Annotated in this window: 28 protein-coding genes; 13 read left to right on the top strand and 15 right to left on the bottom strand. The window is 60.8% G+C overall.

The window, feature by feature from the left end:
• The first annotated feature begins 24 nt into the window (after positions 1-24).
• The gene (gene htpX, locus ACVWZP_RS11555) at positions 25-912 is read left to right on the top strand and encodes a protease HtpX (RefSeq protein ID WP_017849408.1); all 888 of its coding nucleotides are present in this window, start codon (positions 25-27) and stop codon (positions 910-912) included.
• A 71-nt stretch (positions 913-983) separates the two neighbouring features.
• Here the strand turns inward: htpX and ACVWZP_RS11560 are convergent, their stop codons facing one another.
• Positions 984-1,640: a thiopurine S-methyltransferase gene (locus tag ACVWZP_RS11560; RefSeq protein ID WP_261754679.1), complete on the bottom strand. Its 657-nt coding sequence runs from the start codon at positions 1,638-1,640 to the stop codon at positions 984-986.
• 102 nt (positions 1,641-1,742) lie between these two features.
• On the opposite strand from ACVWZP_RS11560, the gene ACVWZP_RS11565 reads away from it, so the two are divergent.
• Positions 1,743-2,510 (top strand): DODA-type extradiol aromatic ring-opening family dioxygenase, encoded by a 768-nt coding sequence (locus tag ACVWZP_RS11565; RefSeq protein WP_457369754.1) that lies wholly within the window; start codon positions 1,743-1,745, stop codon positions 2,508-2,510.
• 189 nt (positions 2,511-2,699) lie between these two features.
• Here the strand turns inward: ACVWZP_RS11565 and ACVWZP_RS11570 are convergent, their stop codons facing one another.
• Together ACVWZP_RS11570 and ACVWZP_RS11575 are read right to left on the bottom strand one after the other, a co-directional pair.
• Positions 2,700-3,695: a hypothetical protein gene (locus ACVWZP_RS11570; RefSeq protein ID WP_457369755.1), complete on the bottom strand. Its 996-nt coding sequence runs from the start codon at positions 3,693-3,695 to the stop codon at positions 2,700-2,702.
• Positions 3,696-4,063: 368 nt separating this feature from the next.
• The gene (locus ACVWZP_RS11575) at positions 4,064-5,737 is read right to left on the bottom strand and encodes a DEAD/DEAH box helicase (protein WP_017849506.1); all 1,674 of its coding nucleotides are present in this window, start codon (positions 5,735-5,737) and stop codon (positions 4,064-4,066) included.
• A gap of 423 nt (positions 5,738-6,160) precedes the next feature.
• Between ACVWZP_RS11575 and ACVWZP_RS11580 the strand changes: the two genes are divergently transcribed.
• Entirely contained in the window at positions 6,161-6,952 is a 792-nt protein-coding gene (locus ACVWZP_RS11580) for a crotonase/enoyl-CoA hydratase family protein (protein WP_017849507.1), read from the top strand.
• A gap of 117 nt (positions 6,953-7,069) precedes the next feature.
• On the opposite strand, the gene ACVWZP_RS11585 is transcribed toward ACVWZP_RS11580, so the two are convergent.
• The gene (locus ACVWZP_RS11585; RefSeq protein WP_017849508.1) at positions 7,070-7,825 is read right to left on the bottom strand and encodes a spermidine synthase; all 756 of its coding nucleotides are present in this window, start codon (positions 7,823-7,825) and stop codon (positions 7,070-7,072) included.
• Positions 7,826-7,950: 125 nt separating this feature from the next.
• Between ACVWZP_RS11585 and ACVWZP_RS11590 the strand changes: the two genes are divergently transcribed.
• Positions 7,951-9,297 (top strand): class II 3-deoxy-7-phosphoheptulonate synthase, encoded by a 1,347-nt coding sequence (locus ACVWZP_RS11590; RefSeq protein ID WP_017849509.1) that lies wholly within the window; start codon positions 7,951-7,953, stop codon positions 9,295-9,297.
• Between the two features lie 102 nt (positions 9,298-9,399).
• Here the strand turns inward: ACVWZP_RS11590 and ACVWZP_RS11595 are convergent, their stop codons facing one another.
• Both ACVWZP_RS11595 and ACVWZP_RS11600 read right to left on the bottom strand, forming a co-directional pair.
• A complete protein-coding gene (locus ACVWZP_RS11595) occupies positions 9,400-10,623 on the bottom strand; it encodes a winged helix-turn-helix domain-containing protein (protein WP_079443155.1) in 1,224 nt (407 codons plus the stop codon).
• Positions 10,624-10,668: 45 nt separating this feature from the next.
• Positions 10,669-10,875 carry a DUF1127 domain-containing protein gene (locus ACVWZP_RS11600; RefSeq protein ID WP_167379481.1) on the bottom strand — a complete coding sequence of 69 codons (207 nt, stop codon included), beginning with the start codon at positions 10,873-10,875 and terminating at the stop codon, positions 10,669-10,671.
• A 70-nt stretch (positions 10,876-10,945) separates the two neighbouring features.
• Between ACVWZP_RS11600 and ACVWZP_RS11605 the strand changes: the two genes are divergently transcribed.
• Entirely contained in the window at positions 10,946-11,827 is an 882-nt protein-coding gene (locus tag ACVWZP_RS11605) for a LysR family transcriptional regulator (RefSeq protein WP_169881500.1), read from the top strand.
• Here ACVWZP_RS11605 and ACVWZP_RS11610 read toward each other — a convergent pair.
• A complete protein-coding gene (locus ACVWZP_RS11610; RefSeq protein ID WP_046486453.1) occupies positions 11,817-12,566 on the bottom strand; it encodes a sulfite exporter TauE/SafE family protein in 750 nt (249 codons plus the stop codon). The genes ACVWZP_RS11605 and ACVWZP_RS11610 overlap by 11 nt on opposite strands.
• Positions 12,567-12,674: 108 nt before the next feature.
• On the opposite strand from ACVWZP_RS11610, the gene ACVWZP_RS11615 reads away from it, so the two are divergent.
• The 3 genes from ACVWZP_RS11615 (at position 12,675) to ACVWZP_RS11625 (ending at position 14,754) form a co-directional block, all read left to right on the top strand.
• Positions 12,675-13,625, top strand: a complete 951-nt coding sequence (locus ACVWZP_RS11615; protein WP_046384239.1) for a LysR family transcriptional regulator — start codon at positions 12,675-12,677, stop codon at positions 13,623-13,625.
• Between the two features lie 79 nt (positions 13,626-13,704).
• On the top strand, positions 13,705-14,157 hold the full coding sequence (locus ACVWZP_RS11620; protein ID WP_026140352.1) for a MarR family winged helix-turn-helix transcriptional regulator: 453 nt from the start codon (positions 13,705-13,707) through the stop codon (positions 14,155-14,157).
• 177 nt (positions 14,158-14,334) lie between these two features.
• The gene (locus tag ACVWZP_RS11625) at positions 14,335-14,754 is read left to right on the top strand and encodes an organic hydroperoxide resistance protein (protein WP_010211852.1); all 420 of its coding nucleotides are present in this window, start codon (positions 14,335-14,337) and stop codon (positions 14,752-14,754) included.
• A 152-nt stretch (positions 14,755-14,906) separates the two neighbouring features.
• Here the strand turns inward: ACVWZP_RS11625 and ACVWZP_RS11630 are convergent, their stop codons facing one another.
• Complete coding sequence (locus ACVWZP_RS11630) at positions 14,907-15,479, bottom strand: elongation factor P (protein ID WP_079443153.1); 573 nt, start codon at positions 15,477-15,479, stop codon at positions 14,907-14,909.
• Positions 15,480-15,528: 49 nt separating this feature from the next.
• On the bottom strand, positions 15,529-16,662 hold the full coding sequence (earP, locus tag ACVWZP_RS11635) for an elongation factor P maturation arginine rhamnosyltransferase EarP (RefSeq protein ID WP_457369756.1): 1,134 nt from the start codon (positions 16,660-16,662) through the stop codon (positions 15,529-15,531).
• Positions 16,663-16,794: 132 nt separating this feature from the next.
• On the opposite strand from earP, the gene ACVWZP_RS11640 reads away from it, so the two are divergent.
• Together ACVWZP_RS11640 and ACVWZP_RS11645 are read left to right on the top strand one after the other, a co-directional pair.
• A complete protein-coding gene (locus ACVWZP_RS11640) occupies positions 16,795-17,163 on the top strand; it encodes an alpha-amylase family protein (protein ID WP_017849518.1) in 369 nt (122 codons plus the stop codon).
• A 12-nt stretch (positions 17,164-17,175) separates the two neighbouring features.
• Positions 17,176-17,664 carry a GreA/GreB family elongation factor gene (locus ACVWZP_RS11645; protein WP_046384241.1) on the top strand — a complete coding sequence of 163 codons (489 nt, stop codon included), beginning with the start codon at positions 17,176-17,178 and terminating at the stop codon, positions 17,662-17,664.
• A gap of 6 nt (positions 17,665-17,670) precedes the next feature.
• On the opposite strand, the gene cysB is transcribed toward ACVWZP_RS11645, so the two are convergent.
• The 5 genes from cysB to ACVWZP_RS11670 all read right to left on the bottom strand — a co-directional run bounded on the left by cysB (position 17,671) and on the right by ACVWZP_RS11670 (position 21,590).
• Positions 17,671-18,645, bottom strand: a complete 975-nt coding sequence (gene cysB, locus ACVWZP_RS11650) for an HTH-type transcriptional regulator CysB (protein WP_017849520.1) — start codon at positions 18,643-18,645, stop codon at positions 17,671-17,673.
• Positions 18,646-18,749: 104 nt separating this feature from the next.
• The gene (locus ACVWZP_RS11655; RefSeq protein WP_046384242.1) at positions 18,750-19,250 is read right to left on the bottom strand and encodes a universal stress protein; all 501 of its coding nucleotides are present in this window, start codon (positions 19,248-19,250) and stop codon (positions 18,750-18,752) included.
• 70 nt (positions 19,251-19,320) lie between these two features.
• Positions 19,321-20,238 (bottom strand): 5'-nucleotidase, encoded by a 918-nt coding sequence (locus tag ACVWZP_RS11660; protein ID WP_046384243.1) that lies wholly within the window; start codon positions 20,236-20,238, stop codon positions 19,321-19,323.
• A gap of 15 nt (positions 20,239-20,253) precedes the next feature.
• A complete protein-coding gene (locus ACVWZP_RS11665; protein WP_046384244.1) occupies positions 20,254-21,207 on the bottom strand; it encodes a putative 2-dehydropantoate 2-reductase in 954 nt (317 codons plus the stop codon).
• Positions 21,204-21,590: a YbbN family protein gene (locus ACVWZP_RS11670; RefSeq protein ID WP_017849524.1), complete on the bottom strand. Its 387-nt coding sequence runs from the start codon at positions 21,588-21,590 to the stop codon at positions 21,204-21,206. The genes ACVWZP_RS11665 and ACVWZP_RS11670 overlap by 4 nt, the downstream gene beginning before the upstream one ends.
• On the opposite strand from ACVWZP_RS11670, the gene ACVWZP_RS11675 reads away from it, so the two are divergent.
• Positions 21,589-22,023, top strand: a complete 435-nt coding sequence (locus ACVWZP_RS11675) for a PilZ domain-containing protein (RefSeq protein ID WP_017849525.1) — start codon at positions 21,589-21,591, stop codon at positions 22,021-22,023. The two genes, ACVWZP_RS11670 and ACVWZP_RS11675, sit on opposite strands and share 2 nt — an antisense overlap.
• A 131-nt stretch (positions 22,024-22,154) precedes the next feature.
• On the top strand, positions 22,155-23,231 hold the full coding sequence (locus ACVWZP_RS11680; RefSeq protein ID WP_017849526.1) for a 3-deoxy-7-phosphoheptulonate synthase: 1,077 nt from the start codon (positions 22,155-22,157) through the stop codon (positions 23,229-23,231).
• A 70-nt stretch (positions 23,232-23,301) separates the two neighbouring features.
• On the opposite strand, the gene ACVWZP_RS11685 is transcribed toward ACVWZP_RS11680, so the two are convergent.
• Positions 23,302-23,583, bottom strand: coding sequence for a GNAT family N-acetyltransferase (locus ACVWZP_RS11685; protein ID WP_003189869.1), 282 nt, complete (start codon positions 23,581-23,583; stop codon positions 23,302-23,304).
• A 612-nt stretch (positions 23,584-24,195) separates the two neighbouring features.
• Between ACVWZP_RS11685 and oprI the strand changes: the two genes are divergently transcribed.
• Entirely contained in the window at positions 24,196-24,447 is a 252-nt protein-coding gene (gene oprI / locus ACVWZP_RS11690) for an outer membrane lipoprotei OprI (protein ID WP_003172710.1), read from the top strand.
• Positions 24,448-24,529: the final 82 nt, after the last annotated feature.

The following is a 24,529-nucleotide window of genomic DNA, read 5'->3' on the forward strand; positions in this document are numbered from 1 at the left end:
TAGCATGAGGAGAACTCTACAACCATGATGCGCATCCTGCTGTTCTTGGCCACTAACCTGGCGGTCGTGCTGATTGCCAGCATCACCCTGAGCCTTTTCGGCTTCAACGGGTTCATGGCGGCCAACGGGGTTGATCTGAACCTCAATCAGCTGCTGATCTTCTGTGCGGTCTTTGGTTTTGCCGGCTCGCTGTTCTCGCTGTTCATCTCCAAGTGGATGGCGAAGATGAGCACCAGCACCCAGGTCATCACTCAGCCACGCACCCGGCATGAGCAATGGTTGCTGCAGACCGTCGAACAGTTGTCCCGCGAGGCCGGTATCAAGATGCCGGAGGTCGGGATCTTCCCGGCCTATGAAGCCAACGCCTTTGCCACCGGCTGGAACAAGAACGACGCGCTCGTTGCGGTGAGCCAGGGCATGCTGGAGCGCTTCTCCTACGATGAAGTCAAGGCGGTGCTGGCCCACGAGATCGGCCACGTGGCGAACGGTGACATGGTCACCCTGGCGCTGGTCCAGGGCGTGGTGAACACCTTCGTGATGTTCTTCGCGCGAATCATCGGCAACTTCGTCGACAAGGTGATCTTCAAGAACGAAGAAGGCCGCGGCATTGCCTACTACGTGGCAACCATCTTCGCTGAACTGGTGCTGGGCTTCCTGGCCAGCGCGATCGTCATGTGGTTCTCGCGCAAACGGGAATTTCGCGCGGACGAAGCCGGTGCCCGCCTGGCCGGCACCGGGGCGATGATTGCAGCCTTGCAGCACCTGCGCTCCGAACAGGGCCTGCCGGTGCATATGCCGGACAGCCTGACCGCGTTTGGCATCAACGGCGGCATCAAGCAGGGCCTGGCGCGCATGTTCATGAGCCACCCGCCGCTGGAAGAGCGGATTGACGCACTGCGTCGTCGCGGCTGACCGCTTGGCGGCGACACGGAAAGGGGCGATCTGATCGCCCCTTTTTTGTGGGCGCCTTACCCGCCCAGGACTCAGCGCTTCGTGAGTCGATAGACTCGCTCTTCCAGCCGGGTTACGCCGTCCTGAACGAACTTCCAGCTCTCACCCAAAACGTCCTGCTCCTCAAGCACTTCGAGGGCCCAGTGCGCCCCCAGCAGCGCCTTCACCTCATCATCGGTCACCGCAAACGGTGGGCCGGCCTTTTGCGTCTGGTCGTAGTCGAGGGTAATCAGCAACCCCTTGCAACCCGGCCCCAGAAGCGTATTGAGGTGCTCGGTGTAGCGCGCCCGCATCAGCGGCGGCAAGGCGATCAACGCCGCGCGATCATAAAGCGCCGTGCAATCGAGCAGCGCCTGCGCGTCCAGCGCGAAGAAATCACCGCACCACACCTCGATCACATCCGCCTGGTACACCTTGAACACGCCACGTTGGCTGATATGCGGTATCAGCCCCTGCTCACTGAAGAATGCCTCAACCGCCTGCTCCGACAGCTCTACCCCGAGCACGCGACAGCCTTGACTGGCCAGCCACACCAGATCCAGGCTTTTGCCACACAAGGGCACCAGCACCTTTGCCCCCTGCGCGACCGCCAACTGCGGCCAGTGCCGTTGCAGATAGGGGTTGACCTCGGGCAAGTGAAAACCGATCTGATTACGTGCCCAGCGCTCCCGCCAAAACTGAGAATCCATACATCACCCTAAAAATTCGATCAAAAGGCACTAAAACTTATATTAGATTTAGATCATTGATCTGATTGAAGATGGGGCATGTTAACCCTGAGGGCCCTTCTTATGCTCCCCACTCTGTTTATCTCCCATGGTTCGCCCATGCTCGCCCTGCAACCCGGTGCCAGCGGCCCGGCTCTGCAGCGCCTGGCGGCTGAACTGCCACGGCCGAAGGCGATTGTGGTGGTGTCGGCGCATTGGGAAAGCCAGGAATTGCTGGTCAGCTGCAACGCCGCACCGGAAACCTGGCATGACTTCGGCGGCTTTCCGGCCGAGTTGTTTGCCGTGCAATACCCGGCGCCGGGCGACCCGCAATTGGCGCGCGAGATTGTCGAGTTGCTGCACGCCGATGGCTTGAATGCGCGCATCGATGAGCGCCGTCCCTTCGACCACGGCGCCTGGGTGCCGCTGTCGCTGATGTATCCGGCCGCGGATATCCCGGTGGTGCAAGTGTCCTTGCCCAGCCGTATGGGCCCTGCCCTGCAGACCCGGGTCGGACACGCCCTCGCCAGCCTGCGCGAACAAGGCGTGTTGCTGATCGGCTCCGGCAGCATCACCCACAACCTCGGTGAACTGGATTGGCACGCCGGGTCCGAAAGCATCGAGCCGTGGGCGCGGGCGTTTCGTGACTGGATGGTGGACAAGCTTGCCGCCAACGACGAAGCCGCGCTGCACGATTATCGCCGCCAGGCGCCCAACGCCGTGCGCAGCCATCCCAGTGATGAACATTTACTGCCGCTCTACTTTGCGCGGGGTGCCGGCGGCGACTTCAGCGTGGCGCACCAAGGCTTCACCATGGGCGCGCTGGGCATGGACATCTACCGCTTCGGCTGACGCACATCCCAATGCGCGGGCAAACCCAGATTGAGGGCCGCCCACAAAGCGAGCGCGGCCCAAGAAGAAAAACCGGAAATCCTCACCTGCGTGGGCCTTCCGGTTTTTTGCATCGCCAACATTTTCAAGGGGCGCAACTCCAACAGGCGTAGCGTTGAAACGCTTACTCAGGCTCTATCAACAGCGCCTTCAGGCTTTCTTCTCATAACCTGCGCCCTGAAAAGAGAATTGTATTTCCTTACCTTTACCCGCTTCGCTGATCACCCGCTGCAGTCCCACCATCGAGTTCTTGTACCGGCCATAGAGCCCATCACTCTTGATTTCACCCACCCTGACATTGCCCTTATCGTCTGTAGTAAAGGGGGCGGAGAAACTACCGCGAGTAGGTGCGATCTGCGAACTTCGGTCTATTTTCGCGCCGTAATGTTCGACGAAGCCTCTGTCTCTGCCAGCCAAGGCAAACTTCTGATCGACATAAATATCTTTGACATGCTGCTTGGGGCCCGGCATGTCGGCATCGGTAACGTCCTGAATAAACCCCCTCAACTTATGGGCATCCTCAGGATCTCGTTCTACCGTGAGGTTATATTTATTCCCAAATTTAAAATCTACCAAGGTGCTGTTACTGGCGCCCTTTCCCCCATCAAACTCGGGGCGGCCTTGTGGCGCTTTGAAATGCTCACCGTTTCCAGAAAACACAATCAGCGCCTTGCCATCCCCGCGCGGCTGCATCCCAATATAGCCACGGCCAAGAGGCCGACCTTGTGCATCATTGACGCCAAACTGCATCGCATAATAAATCCCTGCGTCCTTGCTTCCTTTTCGTTGAAGGCCTTCGTCGATACTCATTGGAAACGTAATGTTACTCAACCCAGCGCCAGGCGCGGACAGCGAGTAACTCAGGCCATACAACCCATTGGGCGATGTGGCTACCTTCTTGATTTCCAGTTTTGGATCGCTGACTTTATTAAGCGTTGACGTCGTGGTCGCAGACGCTACAGGCATGGATGGCGTATTTCTTCTTGAACGAGCGGCCGCGGCATCCGAAGCGAGTGCGCGCTCGGTCCATGGCAAACCGTGCTCGCGCGCTGGCTCTCGCGCCTGATTAACAGGCGGTTGGCTGGGAGGATAAGTCGCAGGCTCAGGCATTGTTTGTGGAAACAACTGTGAATTACTAATACGCATAACAGCCACAGCTCCTTTCTGGAAAAATCAATCAATAGCCGTCAAGCCCGGCGCCTATCCCTCGACACGGTTACAAGCGAACCTTTCCAACTTGAACAACTGACGAGAGCAGATTGAGAGCGTTTTTTACCCTTGAGCGATGCAACTCAGGTTTATCCGCCCCCCGTCACTTGATAGTAAAAACTTTACGCAAAGCCGGCTGCCAGAAAGGCCGCTCAGAAACTCAGACTTTTCCTAAACCCAATAAGATCAGCAGCTGACCGTTATGGCCGACCACCCCACGACGATCCGCGCCAATTGCCGGGCAAAAAAAATCCCCGAACCAGTCGGGGATTTTTTTAGGTGCGATCAATCAGCCCAGGGGCGGATCAATCTTCGCGGTAGCGACGCAGCTTGAGCTGCTTACCGGCAACGCGTGTGTCTTTCAGCTTGGTCAGCAGTTTTTCCAGACCGTCTTCCGGCAGCTCCACCAGGGAGAAGCTGTCACGGACCTGGATGCGACCGATGGCTTCACGTGCCAGGCCACCCTCGTTGAGGATAGCGCCCAGCAGGTTCTTGGCCGCGATACCATCACGCGCGCCCAGCGCGGTACGGCAGCGAGCACGACCTTCAGCCAATGGCACCGGAGCGCGACGCTCACGATCACCACGCTCAGGACGGTCGCCGGAACGCTCTGGACGATCACCGCGTGGCGCGTTGTTCGGTACCAGTGGGCGTTCTTTCTCGATGGCTGCCAGGGTCAAGGCCTGAGCGTTGGTGGCTTTGCGCAGCAGGGCTGCAGCCAGGGCACGCGGGGTGCAACCGATATCGGCGGTCAGGCGGTCCAGCAGGTCGCCGTGGGTCGATTCAGCGTCAGCCACCAGTGGCGACAGGCTGTTGGTCAGTTTCTTGATGCGTGCATCGAGAACGGCCTGGGCATCCGGCAGGCGGACTTCGGCGACTTTCTGACCGGTCACACGCTCGATCACTTGCAGCATGCGGCGCTCACGCGGCGTCACCAGCAGCAGTGCGCGACCTTCGCGACCCGCACGGCCGGTACGGCCGATACGGTGAACGTAGGACTCTGGATCGTAAGGCATGTCAACGTTGAACACGTGGGTGATACGTGGAACGTCGAGGCCACGAGCAGCTACGTCGGTCGCTACAACGATGTCCAGACGGCCATCCTTGAGGGAGTCGATCACGCGCTCACGTTGGTTCTGGGCGATGTCACCGTTCAGCGCAGCGGCTTTGTAGCCTTTGGCTTCGAGGGCACTGGCCAGGTCCAGGGTCGCTTGCTTGGTACGCACGAACATGATCAGCGCGTCGAAGTCTTCGACTTCCAGCAGGCTCAATACAGCCGAGGTCTTCTGGTCAGCGTGAACCAACAGGTGAGCCTGTTCGATCGCGGTAACGGTCTGAGTCTTGGTCTGGATCTTCACGTGTTGCGGATCGCGCAGGTGGCGTTCGGCAATGGCACGGATCGACTGCGGCAGGGTGGCCGAGAACAGCACGGTCTGACGGGTCGGTGGCAGTGCCTTGAAGATGACTTCCAGGTCATCCATGAAGCCCAGCTTCAACATTTCGTCAGCTTCGTCCAGAACCAGGTGGTTCACGGTCGACAGGACTTTCTCGTCACGACGCAGGTGGTCGCACAGACGACCCGGAGTGGCGACAACGATCTGTGCGCCATTACGGATAGCCTTGAGTTGCGGGCCCATCGGCGCGCCGCCGTAGACGGCCACAACGGTTACGCCTGGCATTTGCTTGGCGTAGGTTTCAAAAGCGGTTGCTACTTGCAGCGCCAACTCACGAGTTGGCGCCAGGATCAGGGCTTGCGGTTCGCGCTTGGCAGGATCGATGCAGTGCAGGATAGGCAGGGCGAACGCGGCGGTTTTACCGGTACCGGTTTGCGCCTGGCCAATCATGTCGTGGCCGGCCATGATGATCGGGATCGATTGCTGCTGAATCGCCGAAGGTTCTTCGTAGCCAGTCGCAATGACGGCAGCAAGAATGTTCGGGTTAAGATTAAAAGCGGCGAAGCCGCCGGTTTCCTGGGTCATGGGTCTGCCTCTAAGTGCATCCGCAAAGACCCATGCTCCAAAGCTGCGCATGCCGTGTTGAGACTCAAGAGTCGCCCTGGCTGCTTTGTCGGCGGGGATTTGCGAAAACGAATGAATGAAAAAGATTCGTCAAGGAAGAGTCCGCTGTGCGGACGTGCAGCCGAAGCTGACTTCGGGGAATTGCGCTACCTAAACGCGGCCCGGTTAAAGGCCGGCGCGCACTATACCGGAAATAGCTGAAAAAGGGAGCTTTTTTTATCGCAAAGCGCCGATAAACCGCACTGCGTCACCGCCTTTGCGCAGATGGGCTCCAGGGTCTATTTTTCAAGTGCCCGGCCCTGTTGGCTGAAACGCTTAAACGGTTCACCCGCACACTCGGCCCCTTTGGTCCGAAACCCCTTACTGCGCCCGAGGGCACACCCGATGAATCAAGCCAGCAGCAGCCTCGTCAGCCGTGAACTCCTGGGTCATGTCCTGTTGTTGGGCCTGGATCGGGTCGCCAAGCGCAATGCCTTTGACCTGGATCTGCTCAACGCACTGAGCCTGGCCTATGGCGAATTTGATCGAAACGACGATGCGCGGGTGGCCGTGGTGTTCGCCCACGGCGACCACTTCACCGCCGGGCTGGACCTGGCCAACGTCAGCGCAGTGATGGCCGGAGGCTGGCAACCGCCACCGGGGGGCTGCGATCCCTGGGGCGTGTTCGCCGGCCCTCGGGTCGGCAAACCGGTGATCGTCGCCGCTCAGGGCTACTGCCTGACCCTTGGCATCGAGTTGATGCTGGCGGCGGATATCAATCTCTGCGCGAGCAACACTCGCTTCGCGCAGATGGAAGTACAACGTGGGATCTTTCCATTTGGTGGTGCGACGTTGCGCTTTCATCAAATAGCAGGCTGGGGCAACGCCATGCGCTGGCTGCTCACCGGCGATGAGTTCGATGCCCACGAAGCCCTGCGCCTGGGGTTGGTGCAGGAAGTGATGGCCAGCGAAGACCTGCTGCCGCGCGCCATCGAACTGGCCAGCCGCATCGCGCGCCAGGCACCCCTCGGCGTGCAAGCCACGTTGATGTCGGCCCGCCTGGCGCGCTTGGAGGGCGAAGCTGTCGCGGCCGCCGCGTTACCGCCGCTGGTCGCGCAATTGTTCAACAGCGAAGACGCCAAGGAAGGCGTGCGCGCCATGCTCGAGAAGCGCCCGGGGGTATTCAGGGGAATTTGAGTTGGCCGTGCCGCAGTCATCGCGAGCAAGCCCGCGCCCACATCGACCACATTCCTTCAGGATGTGCTCGGTCAAATGTGGGAGTGGGCTTGCCCGCGATGACGCCCGTTCAGACAACTAGGTTGCCGGCCGAATCGCCTTGATCAATGGCTGCAACGAATAGCCCAATCGCGGTGCCAGCGCTTCGGCGCGGGCCGAGAGCGCCGCAGCGTCCAGCGCCTGATCCAGCTCCGAAGGCACCAGCAGGATCACATTGCCCTCCTTCACCGGCAGCTCCCAATAATGCCGGTGATACAACCCGCGCAGCAGGGCCGCACCCAACGGCTTGCCGTCGTCGGTGGCCCACTGGTTGATCACCAGCCAACCGCCGGGGTTGAGTTTCTTCTGGCAGTTTTCCAGGAAGGTCCAGGCCAGGTGCCCGACGCCGGGGCCGACATCGGTGTACAGGTCGACGAAGATCAGGTCGGCCGTTTCGGCGGTTTCGAGCAGTTCCAGGGCGTCGCCAATGCGGATGTACAGGCGCGGATCGTCGTCCAGCCCCAGGAACTCAATGGCCAGGCGCGGCACTTCGGGGCGCAGCTCGATGGCTTCGACATCCTCCAGCGGCAGGAACTTGAGGCACGCCTGGGTCAGCGTGCCGGCGCCCAGGCCGAGGAACAACGCGCTTTCCGGCTGCTCGTGGCACAACGCACCGATCAGCATCGCACGGGTGTAGTCGTACTCCAGCCAGCTCGGGTCGGCGGTGAACACGCAGCTTTGCTCGATGGCGTCGCCAAACTCGAGAAAACGGTAATCGGCCACTTCGAGCACGCGGATCATGCCGAAGTCATCATGGACCTCGGCCAGCAGGCGCTCGACACGCTCCTCGCTCATCTACAACTCCTAACGGGTTCACCCCAGGGCAAAGGCGCGATTGTCGGCCAACCGGCGGCAACAGGTCACGCACTAATTGCTGATAACATTGGCGCCCGACCGTCAATCACCCTATCGAGTCCACGATGAGCCAACCCTGGAGCCCCGACAGCTGGCGCGCCCTGCCGATCCAGCAACAACCCCAGTACCCGGACGCTGCACACCTGTTACAGGTGGAGCAGAGCCTGGCCAGCTACCCGCCGCTGGTATTTGCCGGGGAGGCCCGCGAGTTGCGCCGCCAGTTTGCCGAGGTGACCCAGGGGCGCGCCTTCCTGCTGCAAGGCGGCGACTGCGCCGAGAGTTTTGCCGAGTTCTCCGCCGCAAAAATCCGCGACACCTTCAAGGTGCTGCTGCAGATGGCTATCGTGATGACCTTCGCCGCCGGCTGCCCGGTGGTGAAAGTCGGGCGCATGGCCGGCCAGTTCGCCAAGCCGCGCTCGTCCAACGATGAAACCATCGATGGCGTCACCTTGCCGGCCTACCGTGGCGATATCGTCAACGGCATCGGCTTCGACGAAAAAAGCCGTGTGCCGGACCCCGACCGCCTGCTGCAGTCCTACCACCAGTCCACCGCCACCCTTAACCTGCTGCGCGCGTTCGCCCAGGGCGGGTTTGCCGACCTGCACCAGGTACACAAGTGGAACCTGGACTTCATCGCCAACTCCGCACTGGCCGAGAAGTACAGCCAGTTGGCGAACCGTATCGACGAAACCCTGGCCTTCATGCGCGCCTGCGGCATGGACAGCTCGCCGCAACTGCGCGAAACCAGCTTCTTCACCGCCCACGAAGCGCTGCTGCTCAACTACGAACAAGCCTTCGTGCGCCGCGACAGCCTGACCAACGACTACTACGACTGCTCAGCCCACATGCTGTGGATCGGCGATCGCACCCGTCAGTTGGACGGCGCCCACGTCGAGTTCCTGCGCGGGGTACACAACCCGATCGGGGTCAAGGTCGGCCCGAGCATGAACCCGGATGACCTGATCCGCCTGATCGACATCCTCAACCCGGACAACGACCCCGGCCGCTTGAACCTGATCGCGCGCATGGGCGCCAACAAGGTCGGCGACCACCTGCCGGCGCTGCTTCGCGCCGTGCAGCGTGAGGGCAAACAGGTGCTGTGGAGCTCCGACCCGATGCACGGCAACACGATCAAGGCCAGCAGCGGCTACAAGACCCGCGACTTTGCGCAGATCCTCGGCGAGGTGAAGGAATTCTTCCAGGTACACGAGGCCGAAGGCACCTATGCCGGCGGGATTCATATCGAGATGACCGGGCAGAACGTCACCGAATGCATCGGCGGCGCGCGGCCGATCACCGAAGATGGCTTGTCGGACCGCTACCACACCCACTGCGACCCGCGGATGAATGCCGATCAGTCGCTGGAGCTGGCGTTCCTGATCGCAGAGACGTTGAAGCAAGTAAAACGGTGACCCCATTCGGTAGGCGCGAGCTTGTTCGCGAAAAACCTGAGAATGCCGCGGGGTGTCGGTTTCCCGCGTCACCGTTAACGTTTCTCGCGAGCAAGCTCGGGCCTACCGTGATGTGAGCATCGCCGCCCTTAATCGGTCGGCACTCGGCCGTGGGCAATTGAGCTGCACCTGTTCGAGCCCTAGCCAATCGGCCATTTGCCGCAAGTTCAGCGCCAGCGCACACATCCCCTCCTCGTCCAGCCCCGGCTCTTCTTCATGCACCGCATGCACGGCCAGGCGGCCGTGGGCGCGTTCGGCACGCAGGTCGACGCGCGCGGCGATCCGCTCGTTGTGCAGAAACGGCAGCACGTAGTAGCCGTACACCCGCTTGTCCTGCGGCGTGTAAATCTCCAGCCGATAACGGAAATCGAACAGCCGCTCGGTGCGGCTGCGCTCCCAGATCAGCGAATCGAACGGCGACAACAGTGCGCTGGCCGGCACCTTGCGCGGTACTTTCGGCTCCGGCAGGCAGTAGGCCGGCTGCTTCCAGCCCTGCACGCGGCACATCAGCAATTGGCCGTCTTCGACCAGCTCGGCCAAACGGCTGCGAGTGTCGGCGGGGTCCAGGCGGAAATAATCGCGCAGATCTTTTTCGCTGCCCACACCCAGCGCAGTCGCACTGTGCAGCAGCAAACCGCGCTGAGCCTCGGCCTCGCTCAACGGGGCCTGGTGCAGCCGGTCGCCGGGAATGACGCGCTCGGGCAAATCGTAGAGCCGCTCGAACCCGCGCCGACCGGCAACCGTGACCAGGCCAGCGGCGAACAGCCATTCCAGCGCGTGCTTTTCATCGCTCCAGTCCCACCACGGGCCGGCGCGCTCGGCGCGGGTCGACAGACTGCCTGCACCCAAGGCGCCCTGTTGTTCGACAGTGTTCAACACGCGCTGGATGATGGCCTGCTGCTCGCGACCAAAACGCGCCATCTGCGCGTAGATCCCCTGCCCTTGTTTTGCCCGCTCCATGCGCCAGCGCATCAAGGGGTACAGCGCCATCGGCAACAACGAGGCCTCATGCCCCCAATACTCGAACAACGAACGCTGTCGGCCCTGGCTCCAGGCCGCCTGCTCAAGCAGTGACGGGGCGTACTGACCCAGGCGGGAAAACAACGGCAGGTAATGGGAGCGCACCACGGCATTGACCGAATCGATCTGCAGCACACCCAGGCGGTCGATCAAGCGGTTGAGGTGTGCGGCCTTGATCAATGCAGGCGCCTGGCGCCCGGAAAAGCCCTGGGCGGCCAGTGCCATGCGGCGCGCTTGCTTGAGGGAAAACGACAGGTCGGCGGGCATGGGCATCTCCGTATGAACGTGCCGACCACCCTACTGCATCCTCGGTCATTTTCGCAGTGGGTCTTCCCAGAAATGCCGATGGGTTTCGTGCTCCACGTCAGCGCGGCTCAGCCCGATATCCTTGAGCGCCGCATCGCTCAGCGTGGCCACTAACCGACGCTCGTGCCGCAATACCTGCCACCGCGCAATCGCTTGGAACAGCCCGGAAAGCGGCCGCTTCGTCCATCCTGCACAACCTGTTTGACCTTTCATCTTCTCGCCCTCCCTTGGGGATGACGCGAGTGTGTGCCGGCGGCTATGATCAATCCAACGAATGTTTCTTATGAAATACATCTCAGGAATTGATCAATTGGCCGCCTACCCAAGCATCGACACCGACGTGCTGCGCACCTTCGTCGCCATCGCCGACCAGGGTGGGTTTACCCGTGCCGGCGAGCAGGTCAACCGCACCCAATCGGCGGTCAGCATGCAGATGAAGCGCCTGGAAGAAGACGTGCTGCAGCGCAAACTGTTCGAGCGCGACGGCCGCCAAGTGCGACTGACGCCGGAGGGCCAGGTGCTGCTGGGGTATGCGCGGCGCATCCTGAAACTGCACAGCGAGGTGTTCAACACCCTGCGAGAACCGCATATGGTCGGGCTGGTACGCATCGGCACCCCGGACGACTATGTGATGCGCTTCCTGCCGGGGATTCTCAAACAGTTTTCCAAGGCCTACCCGTTGATCCAGATCGAGATGCACTGCGAGGCATCCACCGTGCTGATGCAACGGCGGGATCTGGCGTTGACGGTGATCAGCCGCGAGCCCGGCAATGATATCGGCGAGCTGTTGCGCACCGAGCGCGTGGTGTGGGCCGCGGCACCGTGTTTCTGCGTGGACGAGCACGACGCCCTGCCACTGGCGATGTCCGGCGCCGATTGCCTTTACACCCAGTGGGCGCGTACCTCACTGGATACCGTCGGGCGCAATTATCGCCTGGCCTACAACAGCACCAACGGGGCGGCGATCCAGGCCGTGGTCAGCGCCGGCCTGGCAGTGATGGTCAGCATGGAAAGCCTGGTGACAGATGACCTGCGCATGCTCGGCAGTGACGAGGGTTTCCCGCCCTTGCCGTCGATGAATCTGCGCTTGTTACGCAACCCGTTGATGACGTCACCTATCACCGAATGCCTGGCGGAGTACATCATCGACGGCTTCAAACCTTAAACATCAGCATCACGGCGCACACCACCAGGAAACCGCAGAACAAACCGCGCAACAGGCGCTCCGGCAGAGCGTGGGCGACTTTTACACCCCAACTGATGCTGAGCAGGCCACCGACCGCCAGGGGGATGCCGATCATCCAGTCCACTTCGTGGTGCCAGGCGTAAGTGACAAGAGTCACCCCGGTGCTGGGCAGCGCCAAGGCCAGGGACAAGCCTTGGGCCACCACCTGGGTGGTGCCGAACACACTGGTCAGCACCGGCGTGGCGACCACCGCACCACCGACACCGAACAAACCGCCCATAGAGCCGGAGACCGCGCCCAACACCCCGAGCCACGGCCAGGCATGGCGCATCTGTGCCGTCGGCGGCGCATTGCGGGTGAACATGCGCAGCAGGTTGTAGGCCGACAGCGCCAGCAGAAATGCGATAAAGCCGACACGCATCGCGCCGGCGTCCAGGCCCACGGCCCAGATCGAGCCGAGCCAGGCAAAGCTGAAGCCCATTACCCCCAGCGGTAGCGCGTGGCGCAGTTCAATGCGATTACGCTGGTGATAACGCCACAGCGCGAGCATCACGTTGGGCACCACCATCACCAGCGCGGTGCCTTGGGCGATCTGCTGATCGAGGCCGAACAGCACGCCGAGCACCGGGATGGCAATCAACCCGCCGCCAATGCCGAACAGGCCGCCCACCGTGCCCAATGCCGCGCCCATAACCAAGTACATCGCTATATCCAACACCACGCATTACTCCACAATCCCAAGCCTTGCATGCTACGCAGTCCGCTCTGGCGCGGATACGCACAGCAACGCACAATGGCTGTGCCAATCCCGCATAAGCGTCGACCGATGAACCCGCATATCCTCACCGACCAACTCAGCCTGTTTCTCGATGTGCTGGAAACCGGCAGTTTTTCTGCCGCCGCGCGTCGCCATCCGCTGACGCCCTCCGCCGTGGCCCGGCGTATCGACAGCCTGGAAAGCTCGGTGGGCAGCCGCTTGTTCCAGCGCAGCACCCACGCGGTGCTGCCGACACCGGCCGGCCTGGCGTTCGCCGAACGCGCGCGGCGCATCGTCACCGAGTTGCAATTGGCACGGGCGGAAGCGGTGTCCTTGAGCCATGCGCCGGAAGGCTTGATTCGCGTGGACGCACCGGCGGCGTTCGGTCGACGGCATCTGGCGCCGGTGATCGCCGACTTCCTGAACGTCTACCCGGGGCTGGATGTACACCTGCATTTGATCGACAGCTTCGTGGACATGCAGGGCGCGCACCTGGGCAAGGTCGATCTGGTGCTGCGTGCCGGGCATATCGTCGACACCCGGCTGATCGCCACGCCGCTGGCCAGCATCGTGCGAATTGCCTGTGCCAGCCCGGCCTACCTGAAAAACCGTGGCACGCCGACCCATCCGCGAGACCTCAGCGAACACGACGGCCTGGACTGGGATGGCCTGGCGCCGATCTTCGCCTGGCGCTTCGAACTGGACGGGCGTCGCGCCACCTATCGCCCGCAACGCATCCGCATGAGCGCCAACAACGCCGAAGCCCTGCTCTCCGGCGCCCTGGCCGGCCTGGGTATCGCGCACCTGCCCACCTGGCTGGCGAGTGAATACCTGGTCCGCGGCGAACTCTTGCCACTGTTTTGCGAAAACGGCCTGCCCAGCCCGGAAACCACCGGCATCTATGCGCTGCGCCTGGAACAACAGCCGAACGCACGTAGCCGCTTGTTGCTCGAATACCTGAAATCGCGCTTCAGCCCAGTGCCGCCCTGGGACCTGGCACTGCAAAGCGGATTGGTCTGACCCCCGGACAGAATTACCTGGCGCATTAAAGATTTGCCCGCTAGATTCCAGCCCAGATACGCTTTTTTGAGGCAGCACCATGAGCAAAAATCCCGATCCTTGCCAGTCCCTGTTGCTGGATAACCAGCTGTGCTTCGCCCTGCACTCCACTTCATTGCTGATGACCAAGGTTTACAAGCCGTTGCTGCAAGCCCTCGGCCTGACCTATCCGCAGTACCTGGCCATGATGGTGCTGTGGGAAGAAGATGGCTTGACTGTCGGCGAAATCAGCAGCCGCCTGCTGACCGATCCCGGCTCCCTGACCCCCCTGCTCAAGCGCCTGGAAGCCGAGGGCCTGCTCAGCCGCACGCGCAGTCGCGAAGACGAGCGAGTGGTGGTGGTGGAACTGACCGACGCTGGCCGTGCCTTGCAAGACAAGGCCAAGGGGATTCCTCAGTGCATCCTCGGCGCCAGCGGCCTGGAGCTGGAGCAACTGCGCAAGCTGCAAGCTGATTTGATTGCGTTGCGGGGCAATCTGCAAGGCGCGGTCTAAACACACCCAAGCCCCATACCTGCGGAGGGGGCAATCCCCTCCCACAGGTGGTTTTGAGGTGCCCTTACGAAAAAATTCTGAAATTTATCTTGCGCACTAAACATTAGCGCTATACATTCATCCCACCAACTACTTAGCGCGCAAACATTTAGCGCAAAACACCAAGAGGGCAACACCATGCAAACGCTCTATACCGCAGTAGCCACCGCCACCGGCGGCCGTGATGGTCGTGCCGTGTCCAACGACAACATCCTCGACGTCAAACTCTCCACCCCCAAGGAACTGGGCGGTGCCGGCGGTCAGGCCACCAACCCGGAACAACTGTTCGCCGCCGGCTACTCGGCCTGCTTTATCGGCGCACTGAAATTCGTCGCCAGCCAGACCAAACGCAAAATTCCGGATGATGCGTCGATCACTGCCCATGTCGGCATCGGTCAGATCCCGGGTGGCTTCGGTCTGGATATCGACCTGCACATCAGCCTGCCGGGCCTGGCCCAGGACGACGCGCAAAGCCTGGTCGACGCCGCCCACCAAGTCTGCCCCTACTCCAACGCCACCCGCGGCAACGTCGATGTGCGTCTGCACGTCACCGTCTAACCCGCGCGGCTCGCCAACGACACGCCGCCAGCCACGTGCCGGCGTTGCGGCAAGCATCGGATGATGCTGAGGCAATACTTGAAGTGACAGGTAAACGCCCACAAAAAAGCCCGACTCAAGGTCGGGCTTTTTTCGTACCGGTGGGGCCAGAATTACTTCTTGGCGCGACCTTTGTACGAACCGCCTTCACGGGTGTCGATCTCGATCATGTCGTCGATTTCGATGAAATCGGCCACTTGCAGTTCGGTACCGTTAGCCAGCTTGGCAGGCTTCATGACTTTGCCCGAAGTGTCGCCGCGAGCGGAACCTTCGGTGTAGGCAACCTTACGCACGATAGTGGTCGGCAGCTCTACGGAAACCAGGCGGTCTTCGAAGAAGATGGCTTCGCAGACGTCGTCCATACCTTCTTCCACGAACGGCAGAACGGCTTCGATATCTTCAGCGTTCAGCTCGTACATGGTGTAGTCGGTGGTGTCCATGAACGTGTAAGAGTCACCGCTGATGAAAGACAGGGTCGCTTCTTTACGGTCGAGGATCACGTCGTCCAGCTTGTCATCAGCGCTGTAAACGGTTTCGGTCTTGTAACCAGTCAGCAGGTTTTTCAGCTTGGTCTTCATGATCGCGCTGTTACGGCCCGACTTGGTGAACTCAGCTTTCTGAACCAACCAAGGATCGTTGTCGATACGGATTACCATACCGGGTTTCAGTTCTTTACCAGTTTTCATTGCGTATATCCGAAATTTGGATGGGGTTTACAAAAATCAAGGTGGCGTATCATATCCAACTTTCATAAAACTGTACCAGCGCCGTCGCAAGATCCGCCTGCAAGGCCTGTTCCAGACACCATGTTTCGGCGTGTGCAGCCACTTCCGGCCAGTGTTCCAGCAGCTTTTTCCACGGCAGGGCCATATCACCCTCGGTGTTCCAGGCCTGCCAAAGCGCTACCACCGCGAGTTTTGCCGCCGGCGAAAGGGCTGCGGTGTACAGCTCCAGAAAGGCGTCGAGCTTGTCCAGGTGGATGTCTTCGTCCTGGCGATAGATGTGCCACAGCAACGGGCGCCCGGCCCATTGGGCCCGCACGAACGAGTCTTCGCCGCGCACGGCGTTGAACTCGCAACACCACAGCAGGCGGTCATATTGCTCCTGGCGCACGAACGGCAGCACCTGCACGGTCAGGGCGTCGCGCTGATGAGTATCGCCCGCCGCCAGCCGGTCCACGCCGAGCCAGCGCTGCACATCGCCGAGGATGCGCCCTTCCGGCACCAGCAGATGAGTGGCGCGCCCGTCCGTCGCCAACACGTCCAGCCAACCGGCAAGCGCGGCATTTTCGTAGGCAAACAGCGACATCAGCCGCGCACCGGTTGCGGGAAATACGCCCAGGCTTTGCAGGAAATATTTCTGCGCGCCAGCATCCTGCTGAAACGCCTGACGCTGTTGCAGCAACCCCGCCTCACGCAACAGGCCACCGGTGCCGGGCCGGAAGCCGGGAAAGAAGAAGTACTTCTGCACCCCCTTGAACTTCACCGACGGCAGACGATGGCACCCCACCACCCAGTCCTCGGCACTCAGGTAGTCCAGGTTCATCCACAACGGCGCGTGCTCGCGCGCGGCCATCGCGTCCATGTAGTCAGGCGGCAACTGGCAGGCAAACGCGGCGATCACCACATCCGCCGATGGCGTGGCCGACCATTGCGCCGGCCAATGGCGCACGTCGACGCCCTCTTGCCATTGCTGCTCCCGTTGCACATCAATCTCCGGGCACATGCGTTCGAAGGCCCGCAGGTCATCGACCCACAAGCGCACGTCACAGGCGTGCTCCACCACCAATTGCCGGGCCAGGCGCCAAGTCACGCCAATGTCGCCGTAGTTGTCGACGACGCTGCAAAAAATATCCCAGCGGGCTTTCATTCCGGGCTCCCACGCTCAAAGGCTCGATTGTCCGCATAAATGCCCCGATGCAGAAGGCTTGATCGCGATTATTCTGCACGGTGGCTGTGCGACAATCGCCGCCACGCCGTAAATGCCTGCCAGGAGGCCGCCATGTCTGACCGTCCGCTGTCGTTGTTCAAGCTTTGTCTCGCTATCGCCCTGGGCGTGTGGCTGGGGTTTATCGCGATTGCGCTGACCACCTGGCTGGCGTCGCGCTATCTGTTCCCGCAGAGCCTGGCGCCGGTCGCCCAGGCCGTCGAGCAACTCGGCAAGCCCGCGCCGGTCGCGGTGGAACCGCCGAACCGTCTGTTCGAGCAGTATCAAGAGAACCTGCGCAAGCAGGAACAACGGCAGAGCCTGGATCAGGCGCGCAACAATGCGCGCAACCTGTCCAACCCCAAATGCCAGTTCTGGCTGCAACAGGACCAGAACGCGCCCAATGAAAAGAGCAAGGCGAATGTCCTGCAATTTTGCGAATGATCAAGCCCAACCATGAATAAACACGCCGTCCTCCAGTTGATCCTGGAAAAACTCAGCGTCGACCTCGACATCGCCCAGCGCGCCGCGCAGACCGCCTACGAAACCGCGACCCACGAAGAAAACATCGCCGAAAACAAATACGACACCCTCGGCCTGGAAGCGTCTTACCTGGCGGCCGGGCAGGCCAAGCGGGTGGAAGAAATCAAGCAGTCGCTGGCGCTGTGCCAGAACCTGCAACTGCAGCTGCGTGCATACGATGAGCAACGGGGCATAGAAGTCGGCGCGCTAGTGGGCCTGGAGGACGAAAACGGTCGCCAGCAATGGTTGTTCCTGGCGCCGGATGCTGCGGGTTTGAAAGTCGATGTGGTGGGGCAACCGGTCACCGTCATCACCCCGCGCTCGCCCCTGGGCCACAGCCTGCTGGGCAAGTTCGAAGGCGATGAGGTGGAAATCCTGGTGGCGGGCGCCCGGCAACACTTTACGGTGACCGAGGCCCGCTGAAACCACTCAGTGGACGGGCAGTTCTACGCCGTCGAACAACTCTTCCAGTTCCTGCTTGTTGTGGCACTGGATCGCCTTGGCCATGACTTCGCGCGTCAGGTGCGGGGCGAATTTCTCGATGAAGTCGCACATGAAACCACGCAGGAACGTGCCACGACGGAAACCGATCTTGGTCACGCTGGACTCGAACAACTCGCTGGCGTCGAGCACGACCAGGTCTTTATCGAGCTGGGTGTCGACCGCCATCTTGGCGACGATCCCCACGCCCAGGCCCAGGCGAACGTAAGTCTTGATCACGTCGGCGTCGGCGGCGGTGAACACCACTTTCGGCGTGAGGCCGCGGTGGCTGAAGGCTTCGTCGAGCTTGGAGCGGCCGGTAAAGCCGAACACATAAGTCACGATCGGGTATTCCGCCAGGGCTTCCAGGGTCAGCTTCGGCAGCTTGGCCAGCGGGTGGCCTTGCGGCACCACCACACAACGGTTCCAGCGATAGCACGGCATCATCACCAAGTCGCCGAACAACTCCAGGGCCTCCGTTGCAATCGCGAAATCGACGGTGCCGTCGGCGGCCATTTCAGCGATCTGCATCGGCGACCCCTGGTGCATGTGCAGGGCCACGTCCGGGTATTGCTTGATGAAATCGCGGATCACCGGCGGCAACGCATACCGTGCCTGGGTGTGGGTGGTCGCGATCGACAGGGTGCCCTTCTTCTCGTTGGAGAATTCCTGGGCGATCTGCTTGATGCTTTCGACTTTACGCAGGATCTCGCCGGCGGTGGTGATGATACGCTCACCGGCCGGGGTGACGCGGGTCAGGTGCTTGCCGCTGCGGGCGAACACTTCGACACCCAGCTCGTCTTCGAGCAGGCGGATCTGTTTGCTGATACCCGGTTGCGAGGTGTACAGGCTTTGAGCGGTAGCGGAAACGTTGAGATCGTGGTGCGCCACTTCCCAGATGTAGCGCAGTTGTTGAAGCTTCATATGTATCCCTCAAAGCAGATAGACGCCACGGGTATCAGCGACGGTATATAACTATATTAAAGGTTAGACTGATAAATCTAGAACTTTTTATCTATCACTCCCCCTCACACGTCATCACTGCGTCGACGTTGTAACGATGGCACCAGGTAAACCGGCACCGGAGACAGCTGCAACACCCGCGCGGCAGTGCGCCCAAGGGGTGTGGCCGCGGCCGTTGCGTGGCTATGACTGCCTACGATCAACAAATCCACGGAAAGTTTACGCAACTGGTCGAGAATCACCTCGCACGGGTCACCCTGGATCACCCGCACCGAGTGGATCAGTTGCAAGTCTTGCGCGCCGTCCCCCAGCTCCTCGCGAAAACTCTCAAGGACCCGCTGCTCGATCGTCGCCATCACTGTGCTCAGGCCCTGGCTCTGCCATTCGTTCAGGGCCTTTTCATCAAGGTAGCTTTGCAACACCGATTCGGCGAACAGCCCGATGGGTTCGACCACATGAATCACCGACAGCTCAGCCTTGAACGTTCGCGCCAGCGCCAGCGCATGTTGCATCACATAAGGCGCATACAGACCAAGGTCCGTGGCATACAGCATCGAACGGATCATAAAACCTCCTGGACTGCCAGGATGGCGGAGATTGAATGAGCTTAGCAGCGCCTTGGGGAATTAGACTGACTTAGCTCGGCGTCTGAACCTTCACCTCATTACTGATGCCATGGGGCACATGCCCGGTGGCCACCACCTCCCTGGCTTTCTCGCAATGGCCGGCCTGGTCGTCGAAAAAAACGTCGGCGGCGAACGCCTCCAGGAACGCGGATTTCTCCAGGCCGCCGAGGAACAACGACTCGTCCAGGCGGATATCCCACTCGCGCAGGGTACGGATCACCCGCTCGTGGGACGGCGCCGACCGGGCGGTGACCAGGGCAGTGCGGATCGGGCAGGCCGCGTCCGGAAACTCACGCTGCAACAGGTTCAGCGCCGCGAGGAAGCCCTTGAAGGGGCCACCATGCAACGGCTGGCGCGCCGATTCGCGTTCGCTGGCCTGGAACGCCTCCAGCCCGCCCTGTTGGTAAACGCGCTCCGACTCGTCGGAAAACAACACCGCATCGCCATCGAATGCGATCCGCAGCTCCTCGCTCGATGCACGGCGCGCGCCGCCCGACAGAATCGTCGCCGCGGCGAACCCAGCATCGAGCGCACTGCGCACATCGTCAGCATGGGTCGAAAGAAACAGATGGCAACCAAACGCCGCCAAATAAGGATATGGACTACGCCCTCCTACGAAAGCGGCGCGGGAAATGTCCAACCCGTAATGCTGGATCGAATTGAACACGCGCAGGCCGGTGTCAGCACTGTTGCGCGACACCAGCACCACTTCGACCCGGGCCCGGCCCAGGCTGGCGTTGAGGCTCAGCAGCTTTTTGACCAGCGGGAAGGCATCGCCCGGCTCGAGCGTTTCTTCTTCGTGCTCGATCTGGTATTTGCGGTAGGCCTCCACGCCTTGGGCCAGGTAGACCTTGTGGCTATCGCTCAAGTCGAACAGGGCCCGCGATGAAATCGCCAGCACCAGTTTGTCGCCCAATCCGTTTGCCATGGTGGTTCCCCCCAATCAGCGGTTATGCCGATCAATAAAACTCAAGGCCTGATACAACGCCTGCATGCGCGGCAGCTCGCAGCCGGCGGCCTTGGCGGCGGCGAGTGGGCGAGCGTAGATCGCCGCCAGTTCCAGCGGGCGTTTATGGATATGGTCGTGGTACATGCTGGGCAGGTAGTCGTCCATGCTTTCGGTCATGGTAAACATCTGCTCGGCATAGCTGGCCGGAATCTCATGACCGCAGGCGTGAGCGCCCTTCACCACTTCGGCCATCAGCGCCTGGATCAGTTCGCGGCTGGACTCGTCCGCCATCATCGCCGTGGTGCCACAGCCCAACAGCACGGAGAGACCGTTATAAGGCACGTTCCACACCAGCTTGTGCCAGCGCGCCAGGTGTACGTTGGCCATGGCCTGGGACTCGATGCCGGCCTGATGAAACAACGCGGCGCCTGCTTCGACAATCGCCTTCTGGCGCGCTTCGTCGTTGGCAGCAGTGCCGCTGTGATAACCCAGGTTGACCCGGCCCAACGCCTGATGCTCGACGACGCCGGGGGCGGAACGGTGTACGCCGATATAGCACAACCCACCGAGCAGATGCAGGGACGCCGGCAAGTGTTCGCGCAGGCTGTCTTCGACATCGAGGCCATTTTGCAGCAACACCACCTTCGCGTCGGGCGCCGCGACCTGGGCGATGGTCGGGGCCAGGTCGACATTGCCCGTGGATTTGGTGCCTACCAGCAGCCAGTCGCACGGTGGCATGTCGGCGGCGTGGGCGTAGGCCTGCACGGGGTTCAGGTGCAAGGTGCCATGCACGCTGCTGTTGAGGCGCAGGCCACGCTCACTGACCGCTGCGTATTCGCTGCGCAGCAGGAAATGCACATCGAAGCCGGCGCGCGCCAGCATCAGGCCGTAGAAACCACCGATGGCGCCGGTGCCGATAATGCCAATGCGTGGCGACAATGCGGTCATGGCAAATCCTCTGGAGTGCGGGTAAGCGCTTGATGAATAGCGTCGGTAAGCTCGGAAGGTGTAAGACGTGTCTGTATCTGCCCGAAGAATTGACCCTCGCACACCACGAACAGCGCCGGCAAATGAAAGACCTGATAACGTTCCACCGCGCCGCCGTTGTGCCCGGCATCCACCCAGCACAACCGATCCACCGGCAACTGCCAGCCCGGTAGCTGCTGATGCGCCCAACGGCAACCGGAACAGCCCACGCTGGTAAACAGCACGAGCGAAATGCCTGGTAATCCCAACAGTTGCTGGTCAATATCCAGGTCGGTCAATGCCTGCTCCTTCACTATACTGCTGCCACCGCCGTCGACTGGACGGTGCTCGGAGTCCGTGTACATGGGTCGTTTTTTACCTCATCCTGATGATGTCGCTGCCCTGTTGATCCAACGTCCCTCTCCCCCCATTCCCCGCCAACGCCTGCACACTATCGGCCTGGGCGGCATCGCCTGCAATTGCCCGCGTGCCTGGCGCCAGGGTACAGCGGTTGACCTGCATATCCCGTCCCTGGGCGCCGGGGCCCGCTACCCGGGCTATGTGGCATGGTGCCGCAAGGTAGAAGACGGCTATCGCGTCGGCATCTCGTTTACCGATGAACATGCGTTGTTCGGCGCACGCATGGGTGAGCAAGCATGCCGGATAGAGCGCTACTGCCGCCAGCACGAAGACGCTGAGTCGACGCCCGAGCAGTTCGAAACGATGGCCCGCGAGTGGGTGGCGCGGCATGCCGGTGAATTCTCCCATGAGGCGTTTGTAGCGCCGGCACTGGATTAAAGCGGGCTTTGCCCATTGTCGCGGGCCCGTGTTACGCGCTAAGGTTCCTCCCCCCTGCATTCAAATCATGCTGTGCTCCGCCGCACGGGGATGGCTGGCGGCCGGCACCCGTGACCCTGACGAGTAACACGATGGCTGATTTACCGATCAACGACCTGAACGTCGAATCCAACGAGACCCTGATCACGCCCGATCAGCTCAAGCGCGAAATCCCCCTGAGCGACGCTGCCCTGCAGACCGTCACCAAGGGTCGCGAAGTCATTCGTGACATTCTCGACGGCACCGACCACCGCCTCTTCGTGGTAATCGGGCCATGCTCGATCCACGACCTCAAGGCGGCCCACGAATACGCCGAGCGCCTCAAGGCGCTGGCCGAAGAAGTGTCCGACACCTTGTATCTGGTCATGCGCGTCTATTTCGAGAAACCGCGTACCACCGTCGGCTGGAAGGGCCTGATCAACGACCCGTACCTGGACGACTCGTTCAAGATCCAGGACGGCTTGCACATCGGTCGCAAGTTGCTGCTGGACCTGGCCGAAATGGGCCTGCCCACCGCCACCGAAGCCCTCGACCCGATCTCCCCGCAGTACCTGCAGGACCTGATCAGCTGGTCGGCCATCGGCGCGCGCACCACCGAATCGCAAACCCACCGCGAAATGGCGTCCGGCCTGTCTTCGGCCGTGGGCTTCAAGAACGGCACCGACGGCGGCCTGACCGTGGCGATCAACGCGCTGCAGTCGGTCTCCAGCCCTCATCGCTTCCTGGGTATCAACCAGGAAGGCGGCGTCTCCATCGTCACCACCAAAGGCAACGCCTACGGTCACGTGGTATTGCGCGGCGGCAACGGCAAGCCCAACTATGATTCGGTCAGCGTTGCCCTGTGCGAACAGGCGCTGAACAAGGCCAAGATCAAGCCGAACATCATGGTCGATTGCAGCCACGCCAACTCCAACAAGGACCCGGCCCTGCAACCGCTGGTGATGGAAAACGTCGCCAACCAGATCCTGGAAGGCAACCAGTCGATCATCGGCCTGATGGTCGAAAGCCACCTGAACTGGGGCTGCCAGGCTATCCCCAAAGACCTGGCCGACTTGCAGTACGGCGTGTCGATCACCGATGCCTGCATCGACTGGGCGACCACCGAGAACACCCTGCGCAGCATGCACGCCAAGCTCAAGGACGTGTTGCCCCTGCGCAAGCGCAGCTGAGTCTGATCCTGATCAGCGCACACAAAAACGCCGGGCTAAGCCCGGCGTTTTTCATGTTGCAGTTCATGCCTTACAGCTTGGCCGCATGGCGCTGGTGGCGCTCCATGTAGCGCTCGACGTAAGAGCACGACGGGATCACCGTGTAGCCGGCCTCTTCGGCGAACTTCAAGGCTTCCTCGGTCAATGCAGCCGCGATACCGCGACCTCGCAGTGCGTTGGGCACGAAGGTCCGATAGATGTCCAAGGTCTGCTTCCCGAGGTCCATATAGGTCAGGTAGGCACGATGACCGTCCACATTGGTCTCGAACTGATGACCAGCCTGGTCATGGTGGATGGACAACGCCTCGCTCATCACTACTCCTCGCGGGTCTTGGATTCTGACCCCTACCTTACCGATGTTTTTCCGGCGAAGGAACATCTACGCCACCCCGTGCCGGTTTCGACGACGAGAAAACCGTGAGCGCTCACAACCAGCACGTAGAGAATAGTAGGCGGCAATCCTGAAATTGCTCAAGACGCACTCGTCATCCCTGGGGCTGGCGGATATAGAAAGGGCCTCGATCAATCGGTGACCGAAAGCCTGAACATTGCCGGCAGTTGAAGCTTGAGACGAACAGGCGCTGTTAAAGTCACCTCTACATGCGCAAAAGATACAGGGTTTGGCAAAGTCAACCTGTACAAAAGTGTTAGCTTCAGTATATAAATTTTCATCTACTTACAAGGCTTGACACATGCTGGCCGGCCCTTTCAGGGCGCATGCATTCTTCAGCAGACTGCTAAAAATTGAACGCTTTTTATACAATTTCCCAAAAGATTAGCCAAAATAGATTCAGCACAGAAATTTTTTTTTGCTTCTTGCGCTACGTCAGTTTACTTACTACAAGTAATGAGTAGTATGTACGCCGGCTATTAGCTCACTCTGAGATAGTAGCTATCTTATAGAAAGTCCTTGAAGGGGAACACGATGAACAACGTTCTGAAATTCTCTGCTCTGGCTCTGGCCGCAGTTCTGGCTACCGGTTGCAGCAGCGTCTCCAAAGAAACCGAAGCTCGTCTGACTGCAACTGAAGACGCAGCAGCTCGCTCCCAGGCTCGTGCAGACGAAGCCTACCGTAAAGCTGATGAAGCTCTGGCTGCTGCTCAAAAAGCACAACAGACTGCTGACGAAGCTAACGAGCGCGCTCTGCGCATGCTTGAAAAAGCTAGCCGCAAGTAATAGTCCTTCGGGGTTGTTACCAAGCCGGTCCATTCTTGGACCGGCTTTTTATTGCCTGCGATTCGGTCCCGGATCACGGGCA

This window comes from Pseudomonas sp. TE36184 (genome assembly GCF_054060055.1).